Raw genomic sequence first — 10176 nt, 5'->3', positions numbered from 1 at the left:
ATGATCCACATACGCTCGTAGGATCGATGCGTGTGGCGTCTCATGCTGATTACCAGGCACAGTTAGGTCTTCCCATGAAAGCTGAACTTGATCGTAAGGCTTCAGCCGTTCTTGTTACTACCGATGAGGCTCAACGGCAGGAACTGTACAGAGATATTTTCACCACTCTGCATGAACAGGCGGTGTATTTGCCGTTGTCTTATTTGGCTAATATTGCTGTATATCCTAAGAATATTACCGGAGTTAGCTTTATGGGCAGTCAATATGAAATTCCTTTTGGCGAAATAGATATTCAGTAATTCTTAAAGAATCGAGGTAGGCAGTATGGTTTCTTATATTATCAAACGCCTGCTGAGCCTGATACCTGTACTTGTGGGAGTTTCGATTATTACCTTTCTTATCCTGCGTCTGATACCGGGGGATCCGGCAGAGGCCTATCTGCGATTATCGCAGATACCGCCGTCAGACGCAGCCGTTGCGGCAGTCAGGGCTGAACTAGGGCTTGACCGGCCCTTGGCTGTTCAATATTGGGATTGGTTAAGAAAAGCGATAACTCTCGATTTTGGAAAGTCCTATGCCACCCACCAGCCTGTGTGGGATGAAATGATGCAGCGGATACCGGCGACAGCTCAGTTAGCGAGCGTTTCGCTGCTCATTACATTGGCAGTCAGCATACCTATGGGTATTTTTTCAGCACTGTACAAAGATGGTTGGTTTGATAATCTTTGCCGGCTGTTGGCGTTTATTAGCGCTGCAGTCCCGAATTTCTGGTTGGGCTTTTTGTTAATGTACTTTTTTGCCCTAAAACTCGATTTATTGCCTGCATTAGGGCGGGGTTCGTGGGAGCATTTTATTTTGCCTGCGGTAACATTGTCGTTTAGTTATATTGCCACCTATATCCGGCTGCTTAGAACCAGTATGCTGGAGAATCTTGACCAGCCATTTGTTCTTTATGCCCGGGCAAGGGGGTTGAAAGAAAGCTGGGTTATCGGCCGCCATGTGCTGAAGAATGCCATGCTGCCGGTGGTAACTGCGCTGGGCATGAGTATTGGGCATTTGCTGTCCGGTTCGGTCATTGTGGAGAATGTGTTTGCCTGGCCGGGAGTTGGCAGGTTTTGTGTATCCGCGATTTTAAATCGGGATTATCCGGTGATACAATGTTTTGTGCTCATGATGTCTGGGATTTTTGTTATTGCCAACCTGCTTGTTGATATTGCCTATGCTTGGCTTGATCCCAGGATTCGCTTGAAAGGGGAATCCTCATGAGTTCAATAACAGCAGCTTGTTTTAGAAGTTTTGAATACAAACACTGGTTGGCTGCAATTGCTTTGTTAATCATCTGCCTGAATGTTCTGGTGGCACTTTTGGCACCAGTATTAGCGCCGCATGATCCAAACGAAGTAGCACTAGAACGCAAATTAATGCCACCAAATGAAACTTATTGGCTAGGGACTGACCATCTTGGCCGCTGTATTTTGTCCCGCCTTATATATGGTGCCAGAGTTTCCTTAGGTGCAGCTTTTGCCGTTATGACGGTAACACTGAGTATCAGTACTATTGTAGGTGCCGTGTCCGGATTTGCCGGTGGCCGGTTGGATGCTCTGATTATGCGCATCTGTGATATCTTTTTGGCTTTTCCCAGTCTTATTCTGGCCTTAGCCTTAGTTGGGGTTATGGGGCCTGGGCTACCTAATGTAGTGTTAGCGCTGGCTTTGTCTCAATGGGCCTGGTATGCCAGAATGATTCGGGGGATGGTACTAAGTATGAAAGAACGCAATTATGTGCTGGCAGCTAAGGTTGCCGGTACCAGCCAACCGGTAATTATCGTTAAGCACATTTTACCCAATATATTTCCGCAGATTGCCGTATTGGCAACGCTGGATGTGGGGTGGGTTATCCTGCATATTGCCAGCATGTCCTTTTTGGGGCTAGGGATTCAGCCGCCAACGCCGGAATGGGGAGCAATGATTAATGATGGTCGCCAGTTTTTGCGGGGCTATCCTCAGTTAATGGCGTATCCGGGACTGATGATTTTGAGCGTAGTTATGGCCTTTAATTTATTAGGGGATGCACTGCGGGATATAGTTGATCCCAAAGTGAAGCGATAGGAAAGGGGAAAGCAAATGAAGAAGCAGCCGCTCCTGTCAGTGGAAAATCTAGAGGTTGGATATAAACGAAAAGACAGATTGGTTCCCATTGTACAGAAACTCAGTTTTCAGATTGAGCAAGGCGAGATTTTTGGGTTGGTTGGCGAAAGTGGTTGTGGTAAAACCATGACTTGCCTTTCTATCTTAAACCTTTTGCCGGTAGGTATGGTGAAAACAGGCGGTCGCATCTGCTTGGGCGGAGAAAATTTAGACAGCCTATCTGCCAGCCGGTGGCGAGAACTTCGTGGTAACCGCATTGGTTTCATTATGCAGAATCCTATGAATGCGTTTGATGCTATTCGTACTATTGGTGATCATTTTATTGAAACATTACTGTCACATGGTGAAACCGACCCCAAAAAAGCCAAGGCTACGGCGATTGAATATTTGGAACGAGTGGGACTGCCGGAGCCGCATTTATTGCTGCGCCAATATCCGTTCGAGTTTAGCGGCGGTATGCTGCAGCGGGTCATTATCGCTATTGCCCTAGCACAGAAACCGGATTTTATTATTGCCGACGAACCGACCACAGCCTTAGATGCTACTTCGCAGGTTCAGATTTTAGATTTGCTGGCGCAAGTGCGGTGTGAGTATGGCACAAGTATGTTGCTAATTTCCCATGATCTGGGGGTTATTGCCCGTCTGGCTGATTCGGTAGCTGTAATGTATAATGGTCAAATTGTGGAACAGGCACCTGTCTGCCAACTGTTTTCCCAGCCGCGCCATCCTTATACGCAAGCGCTGATTCATGCGCGCAACCGCATTGGTTTGGCACATCGACGGAGGGTGGCCAATGTCAGCACAAACGCTTCTTGAATTACGGGGAGTAAGCAAACATTTTCACGGAGGCGGAATTTTTAAACAAGGCCGGCGGGTACAAGCTGTCAATAATGTATCCCTTTCACTGGGAACTAAGGAGTGTTTAGGACTTGTCGGGGAAAGCGGCTCAGGTAAGAGTACATTGGGAAGGATTATCCTGGGAATCGAGAAACCGGAATCCGGAGAAGTGTTGTTCCAGGGGGTAAATTTGTATGGTAAGGACAAAGCTGCTATTCGCCGAGTACGGCGCGAATTGCAAGTTGTTTTTCAGGATTGTTTTAGTTCCGTCAATCCTCGACTGACAGCCGGGGAAAGTATTGCGGAGCCGCTGAGAAACTTTGCCGGGCTTAGCCCGCAGGAAGAAATGCGGACAGTAGGTGAATTGCTGGAGCTTGTCGGTCTTAAAGCCGAGGATGCGGTAAAGTATCCCCATCAATTCAGCGGTGGTCAGCTCCAGCGGGTATGTATTGCCAGAGCCATTTCCCTGCGTCCTAAGCTGATTGTTTTGGATGAGGCCGTTAGCAGCCTGGATGTATTGGTACAGGCGCAGATATTGGATTTGCTGGCTGCTTTGCGGGAAGAACTCGATATGTCTTATGTATTTATTTCGCATGATTTGGCCGCAGTAACTCAGTTGGCTGACAGGCTGGCTGTTATGTATGGCGGTGAGATTGTCGAACGTTTGGAGAACATGGATAACCTTCATTGTCTTACCCATCCGGTGTCTTTGGCGCTGCAGGGGGCGGTATTGCCTGCACAGCCAGAGCCGCGCACAGAAAAAACGCTGGGAAAGAGTATCAGATAAGGAGTGGCTTATATGGAAATAAAGCATAAAGAGTGGACGATTCGCCGAATTACGGCTGAGGATATTACGCCGGCGCTTGATTTTATTATTCCCATGCTGCATGAGGTGTACCCCAATATTCCGGATGTCGCTGTGCGCTGGGACCTTGCCAATATGGAGGAAGCGTATATGGTGGATCCCAAAACCGCGATGTTTGCTGCGTTTGATTCGGTTGGCAAGGTTGTGGGTACTATCGCCATACGCCCTTATGATGATCGGATTGAAAAGGTAAAAGGCTATTATGACGTAACTAAGACAGCAGAGTTATCCCGCTGTTATGTGGATAGTTCGTTGAGACGCCAGGGAATTGCTAGCAAGATGCTACTGGCAATTGAGGACTATTGTCGGAGTGTGGGGTATACCACAATCTGTCTGCATACCCATCGCTTTTTGCCTGGGGGCTATCCCTTCTGGTTAAGTCAGCAGTTTATTATTCGGGTACTTGGCAATGACCCGTTAGAAACAGTTTATATGGATAAAACGCTGTAACTCAAGCGGCCTGACTACATGCAGTCCTCTTGTTGTTTTAACTAAGCTCAATAATGTGATAATGATTGACAACAAAAACGTCAGAGCGTAAGTTTGCTCTGACGTTTTTAATAATGTATTTTGCATTAATATTTTTGCAAAGAGAGTATTGCCATACATACAAAGCCAAGAGCGGCTATACCAACCAGGAACATGAGACCGCCGACATAACCGCCGCTCAGGCTAATAAAAAAGCCGATCAACACCGGAGCAAAGGCTGAGCCGCCGTTGCTTAACCCATTCATCATCCCCGCACCGGCACCAATGGCTTTACCGGGAACAATACGCTGGAGAATCGCCCAGGAAGAAGGTAGCCCGATAGCAATGGAGGCGATACCGGCCGAGATAAGTAATGCGGCTGTCATATTGTCGGTAGCTGTGGCGCCAAAGTAGATCCCTAAGGCTGAACCAAGATGGGCAAGGGCAATAAAAGGAGCGCGCCGGCCGTACTTATCTGCCAAGTGACCAAAAAATAAGATGCTAAGAGTGCCAAGAATATAAGGAAGTGAGGACAGGGCCCCCATTTGGCTCCAGGAGAAGCCGCGGGCAGCTTTAAGATAAGACGGAAGCCAAGCCATGGTTCCCCACCATACACAGGCAATGCAGAAATAGTTAATGGTCAGCAGCCAAAACCGGTAATTAAGCACAAAGGATTTTAATCGTTCGCTAAGACTCTCGGTTTTAATTTTAGCTTCTTCTTCGGCTTCGATTTTAAGGGCGCTTTCAATGTACTCCAGTTCTGCAGCATTGACCCGTTTGTGCTGCCGGGGGTGGTCAGTTACATAGAACCAAATCAAGGCTAAAGGAATTAGTCCTAAGGCACCAAGGATAAAAAAGCTGGGACGCCAACCCCAGGTTGAAACAATCCAGGAAAAAAACGGCATAGCTATAGCCGGGCCGCCCATGAGGCCAATCAGCCAGACGCCATTGGCCTTGCCGCGCTCGTTGGGAGGAAACCAGTTTTTTACAAAAGTACTCTGCATGGGCCAGTGCATACCCTCGCCAATACCTAGGATGACTCTCGCCAGCAGCATAGTAGCAAAGGTTGTTGCCAAACCGCCGATGCAAACCGAAATTGTCCACAATACTATAGAAATCGCCATAGCCTTACGTGGACCGATATAGTCCCCCAGAGGACTCAAAACCACGTTGGCTACCCCATAAGCAATTAAGAATAATGTAATTAATAGTCCCATTTGTACAGGTTGACCTTTGATTCCCATGTCAGTTAAAAACGCATTGTCAGCAAGTAAAACCGAGACATTTACCCTGTCGAGATAAGCGACAAGCAAGGTTAAGAGCAAGATGGCTACTAGCACTACTCGCTGTTTTGTCGGTTTCTCAGGCACTACAGCTACGCCTGAGACTGATCGCGTTGTTTCCACAGGTATTTTCCCCCCTTCTGGTTACTGTATACATATTTGGTACTTGTTGACTATTATAGAGAGTGTTTTGTATCTCGTCAATAGGGTCAAATGCACAAACATACACTATTTTTTACAGGGATATGTGTATTTGTTATTTATATAAATACATATGTATATCATTAGTAGACGAGCGTATTTTTTATAAGTGTTAATGCGTTTAGATGATGGAATTTTAAGTAAAGTAGGGTATGCCCTGTGCTGCTTTGGATATCCAAGCAGTGAAGATCGGGCAAGTTTATAACAGCCTGCAGAAGTGGACCGTCGTTACTGAAAAAACAAAGAACACCTAAGCACATAGTGGCTAAGGTGTTCTTTATAGAGTAGTGTGAGCGGATTGTTTTTGCTATTTTTGCAGCAAGGGCACAGTATTGGCAGCATGCGGCATGACCGTAATGGTATAGTTTTTGCGACCTAATTTTTGTTCGGCGATGGTCATGGCTTCATCCAAAGTAGTGACAGCAATCAGGCCAGCCTTTTTCATAAATTCGATGTTTTCCGGCAAAGTAACAATGATATGTGGCACTTTTTTGGCCATGAGTCCGGTCTTGAGGGCAATAAAGCCAGGGACGGTAAAAGCTTTGCGCAGCGCAATTTCGCGGTCATACAGGGATTCATAATTGAACCAGCCGCTAAAATCAGGCGGCTCCATTATATCACGGCATTCTAACAGGGCGATGATCACGCCGTCATCTTTGACTGCCATAAAGGCATTTTCTGTAGTCTTGGTCCCTTGATAGAGGTTGATATCTTTAGGGAAACCGCCAGCAGAAGCAATAACCAGGTCAGCTTTGGCTGTAATCGGTACCCCAAAAATCTCCTCCACTGTCCTGCAGCCCTCCAACCAGGCATTATGAGGATGCCCGGCGACAAAACGGGCAAATTTCCCTTCAGGTGTAAAGACGGCATTAAGTAAAAAGGTATTTTTGAGCATGGCAGCCATTTCGCTCATATCTTCATGCATGGGGTTGCCTTCCAGTTTACCGGACATGCAGTTAGGGTTGATACCCTGCCCTACAACCTCGTGCAAACAAAAGGTATGGTTGCCCTGAATGGTGGAGTAACCGGCAACACCCGGCAAAATGGCTTTGCGACCGCCGCCGAATCCTGCCATAGGATGGTAAACAATGCCGCCGGTCATGATGACCTTGTCGGCATTGACGACATGCTTGTTAATATAAGTTTCTACACCGCGTGAAGTTTTACCGACATACACAAAGTCTTCGGTAGCTGGTGCGTAGCTTTGGAAAACTGAAATACGGCTGACGGTTTCCTGTCCGTAGACCAGGGCGTTTTCCTCATCGGTATGACGCCGATGGGAGCCTAGGCTCACAACCAGTTTGATGTCATTGTCAGGTACGCCGGCTTGGTTCAGTTCGTTTAACAGTGCAGGTAAAAAGGCCGGATATGTAATCCATTGGCGAGTTATATCACTGGCAATGATAACCACCTTGTCGCCTGGCTTGACGAATTCCGCCAGCGGCGGTGAGTCAATGGGGCTGGTTACAGCGGCTTTTATTGCGGCAGGCACATCGGTAATGGCTGTGACAGGTTTACCTTCGATCACATGAAGGATTTGTTCCTCCGGCAGAGTCATAGTGACTTCTTTATCACCAAAACCCAGTGCAAATGTTTTTGGCATGTTAATTCCTCCGTTTGAAACATCTATGATGCAAAATCAATTATATTAACATAATACCTGTAAATGTTTATTTTATTCTAGCCAGAATCGAATATTCCTGCAAAAAACATATCTGTATCTAACAGGATTTAACCGTTGTCCTGTTGGCAGGATGCGGATGGTATGTGGCAAAAGGCAAGCAGTAAGCTACTTTGGCTGGAGAAAACTGGACGCGGAGTGAGATTGGTGCTATTATATTGATAAGCTCAGGGCTTGGCACAGGCCAAGTTTTTTCTTTTCCTGATGTAGAACCGTTTTCAGAACAAGAACGATTACCCTGCAGATGTTTTACACCTGATCTAAAGGTAAGTCTGCTAATTGAGGTGAATATGTGAAGCCAACATCCACGTTGCGGGAAAAGATCCGTCAATTTCTCATTATATTTTTCCCGATATTTATTGCTCAGCTTTCGCTTACCGTGTCAGGCTTTTTTGACACCGTGATGTCAGGACAAGTAAGTCATTACGACTTGGCAGGAGTTGCTATTGGCAGTAATTTGTGGTTGCCGGTATTCACCGGGATTAGCGGAATTTTGAGTGGGATTACCCCGATTTTAGCGCAATTGCATGGTGCTGGCCGCAAGCAGGACATGCCTTTTCTGGTAATTCAGGGCGTATATTTGGCGTTGACACTGGCAGTGTTAGTGATTGTCGCTGGTTCGTTAGCACTTTCGCCACTGCTCAACGTCATGGATTTAGAGGAGCCTGTTCACCACATTGCTTATCACTTTTTGTGTGCCTTGGCTATGGGGATTATTCCTTTGTTTGTTGCCGCTGTGCTGCGGAATTTTATCGATTCGCTGGGATATACCCGGATTACTATGTTGATGGTTTTAGTTGCTGTACCGATTAATATTGCATTGAATTATTTGCTGATTCTTGGAAAATTTGGTTTTCCGCGGCTTGGGGGTATAGGCGCTGGTTATGCAACTGCCTTGACTTACTGGTGTCTTGTCGTTATTTGCATTGGCGTTATCTATTATGTGGAGCCATTTAGAGGATACCGCATTTTTTCGGCTTTGTCTGGCGTTTCATTAACTGCCTGGCGGGAATTATTAGTTGTCGGCGTGCCTATCGGACTGACGATTTTCTGTGAAGTTGGTATTTTTTCGGTGGTAGCCCTATTAATGAGCGAATATGGCACGGCTGTGATAGCCGCCCATCAGGCGGCTATCAATTTTGCTGGTTTAGTATATACGGTGCCGCTGAGTATTGGGATAACCTTAACCATTGTGGTGGGATATGAGGTAGGCGCGCGCCGCTATCATGATGCGCAGCAATACAGTTATCTGGGGATTGGCATTGCCCTGGCTGTCGGCCTTGTTTTTGCAGGCAGTTTAACTGCGTTTAATCACCAGATCGCAAGTCTATATACTGAGGACATAACGGTCTTAGAATTAGTCCGCAATTTCCTCTGGTATGCCATCTTTTTTCAGCTTTCTGACGCTGTGGCTGCTCCTATTCAGGGGGCTTTGCGCGGTTATAAAGATGTCAGAATTACCCTGGTGATGGCGATTGTTTCCTATTGGGTTATTGGCATGCCAGTAGGATATATTCTGGCAAACTACTTAAATTTACAGGCCTATGGTTATTGGGTTGGGTTTATCGTTGGCTTGGCTGTCGGAGCGCTGGTATTGCTTGTAAGATTAATTGGTTTGCAGAAGAAATATAAATCAACTAAGGGATAAGGAGTAGGAAACATGAGTGCTTTACAATCAAATTTGCTGCTGCTTTTAACAGCAGCCATATGGGGATTCGCCTTTGTAGCCCAGCGGGTGGGCATGGACCATGTTGGACCATTTACCTTTAATGGAGTCAGGTTTTTACTAGGAAGTTTGTCTTTATTGCCGCTTATCTTGTATTATCGTAGTAACAAGCAGAGACAAATGCCATCTGTGCGCCTTACAGATGCTATGAAGGCCGGCGGATTGGCAGGTTTAATTCTGTTTATTGCCGCCTCGTTGCAGCAAATTGGCTTGATTTACACAACCGCAGGCAAGGCTGCGTTTATTACTTGTTTATATATTGTACTTGTGCCGATGGCAGGAATATTTTTAAAGCAGTGTGTAAGTATGATTACCTGGATTAGTTCTGTGTTTGCCATTGTCGGTCTTTATTTACTCTGTGTAAAAGAAAGCTTTTTCATCGCTTTTGGGGACTTGCTGCAGTTGATAGGAGCTTTGTTCTGGGCTGCACATATTCTGCTTATTGGGCATTATGCCACCCGGGTTGATGTGTTACAGTTATCATTTTTTCAATTTGTTACTTGTGGGATGCTGAGTTTGGTAATTGCGGCCAGTTTTGAGACGATATCTTTAGAAGGACTTGCCGGAGCGCTTATTCCTATTTTGTATGGGGGCATTTTCTCTGTGGGGGTAGCATATACGCTGCAAGCCGTTGGCCAGAAATATTCGCCACCAGCTCATGCGGCGATTATTCTCAGTATGGAAACTGTCTTTGCTGTACTTGGGGGGTTCTTGCTGCTGGATGAACGGTTAGGTCTTAAGGAGGTCATTGGCTGTGGTCTAATGTTGGTAGGTATGCTGCTGACTCAACTACAGAGTATTCAGGCTGCCGATGACGTTAGTAGAATGGCCGAGGAGACAAAGTAGGGCTGGCTGCTGTAAAAGCCATATCGAATAACGTCGGAGAAATACTAAAATCCGAAAACGGTATTGCAGCAATTTTTACAATACAGTAGCTTGCTTTGTTGGTAGGTCAAAAGAAAAAGCAG

At 46.2% G+C, this 10176-nt stretch carries 9 protein-coding genes and 1 pseudogene; 8 read left to right on the top strand and 2 right to left on the bottom strand.

Annotation, left to right across the window (positions count from 1 at the left end):
* The 6 genes and pseudogenes from AC29Z1_RS08045 to AC29Z1_RS08020 form a co-directional block, all read left to right on the top strand.
* Positions 1-299 (top strand): annotated as a pseudogene (locus AC29Z1_RS08045) (nickel ABC transporter substrate-binding protein); the annotation flags it as partial.
* A gap of 25 nt (positions 300-324) precedes the next feature.
* The gene (gene nikB, locus AC29Z1_RS08040; RefSeq protein ID WP_488270943.1) at positions 325-1266 is read left to right on the top strand and encodes a nickel ABC transporter permease subunit NikB; all 942 of its coding nucleotides are present in this window, start codon (positions 325-327) and stop codon (positions 1264-1266) included.
* The gene (gene nikC, locus AC29Z1_RS08035; protein ID WP_488270942.1) at positions 1263-2108 is read left to right on the top strand and encodes a nickel ABC transporter permease subunit NikC; all 846 of its coding nucleotides are present in this window, start codon (positions 1263-1265) and stop codon (positions 2106-2108) included. Before nikB ends, nikC begins: the two co-directional genes overlap by 4 nt.
* A 15-nt stretch (positions 2109-2123) precedes the next feature.
* Positions 2124-2963: an ABC transporter ATP-binding protein gene (locus AC29Z1_RS08030; protein WP_488270941.1), complete on the top strand. Its 840-nt coding sequence runs from the start codon at positions 2124-2126 to the stop codon at positions 2961-2963.
* Positions 2941-3771, top strand: a complete 831-nt coding sequence (locus AC29Z1_RS08025) for an ATP-binding cassette domain-containing protein (RefSeq protein ID WP_488270940.1) — start codon at positions 2941-2943, stop codon at positions 3769-3771. The genes AC29Z1_RS08030 and AC29Z1_RS08025 overlap by 23 nt, the downstream gene beginning before the upstream one ends.
* 12 nt (positions 3772-3783) lie before the next feature.
* Positions 3784-4299, top strand: a complete 516-nt coding sequence (locus tag AC29Z1_RS08020; RefSeq protein WP_488270939.1) for a GNAT family N-acetyltransferase — start codon at positions 3784-3786, stop codon at positions 4297-4299.
* A gap of 125 nt (positions 4300-4424) precedes the next feature.
* Here AC29Z1_RS08020 and AC29Z1_RS08015 read toward each other — a convergent pair whose 3' ends face one another.
* Together AC29Z1_RS08015 and larAH10 are read right to left on the bottom strand one after the other, a co-directional pair.
* Positions 4425-5723 (bottom strand): MFS transporter, encoded by a 1299-nt coding sequence (locus tag AC29Z1_RS08015; RefSeq protein WP_488270938.1) that lies wholly within the window; start codon positions 5721-5723, stop codon positions 4425-4427.
* A 385-nt stretch (positions 5724-6108) separates the two neighbouring features.
* The gene (gene larAH10, locus AC29Z1_RS08010; RefSeq protein ID WP_488270937.1) at positions 6109-7404 is read right to left on the bottom strand and encodes an NPN-dependent 2-hydroxyacid racemase, LarAH10 family; all 1296 of its coding nucleotides are present in this window, start codon (positions 7402-7404) and stop codon (positions 6109-6111) included.
* 370 nt (positions 7405-7774) lie between these two features.
* Between larAH10 and AC29Z1_RS08005 the strand changes: the two genes are divergently transcribed.
* Positions 7775-9130 carry an MATE family efflux transporter gene (locus AC29Z1_RS08005; protein ID WP_488270936.1) on the top strand — a complete coding sequence of 452 codons (1356 nt, stop codon included), beginning with the start codon at positions 7775-7777 and terminating at the stop codon, positions 9128-9130.
* A gap of 12 nt (positions 9131-9142) precedes the next feature.
* Positions 9143-10054 carry a DMT family transporter gene (locus AC29Z1_RS08000; protein WP_488270935.1) on the top strand — a complete coding sequence of 304 codons (912 nt, stop codon included), beginning with the start codon at positions 9143-9145 and terminating at the stop codon, positions 10052-10054.
* The last annotated feature ends 122 nt before the right edge of the window (positions 10055-10176 follow it).

This window comes from Sporomusa sp. (genome assembly GCF_057736855.1).
This window is presented reverse-complemented; position numbering and strand designations above follow the sequence as displayed.

Coding starts and splice junctions, on each gene's coding strand:
- nikC (WP_488270942.1), top strand. CDS start 1,263: ATGAGTTCAATAACAGCAGCTTGTTTTAGAAGTTTTGAATACAAACAC.
- nikB (WP_488270943.1), top strand. CDS start 325: ATGGTTTCTTATATTATCAAACGCCTGCTGAGCCTGATACCTGTACTT.
- AC29Z1_RS08030 (WP_488270941.1), top strand. CDS start 2,124: ATGAAGAAGCAGCCGCTCCTGTCAGTGGAAAATCTAGAGGTTGGATAT.
- larAH10 (WP_488270937.1), bottom strand. CDS start 7,404: ATGCCAAAAACATTTGCACTGGGTTTTGGTGATAAAGAAGTCACTATG.
- AC29Z1_RS08025 (WP_488270940.1), top strand. CDS start 2,941: ATGTCAGCACAAACGCTTCTTGAATTACGGGGAGTAAGCAAACATTTT.
- AC29Z1_RS08020 (WP_488270939.1), top strand. CDS start 3,784: ATGGAAATAAAGCATAAAGAGTGGACGATTCGCCGAATTACGGCTGAG.
- AC29Z1_RS08000 (WP_488270935.1), top strand. CDS start 9,143: ATGAGTGCTTTACAATCAAATTTGCTGCTGCTTTTAACAGCAGCCATA.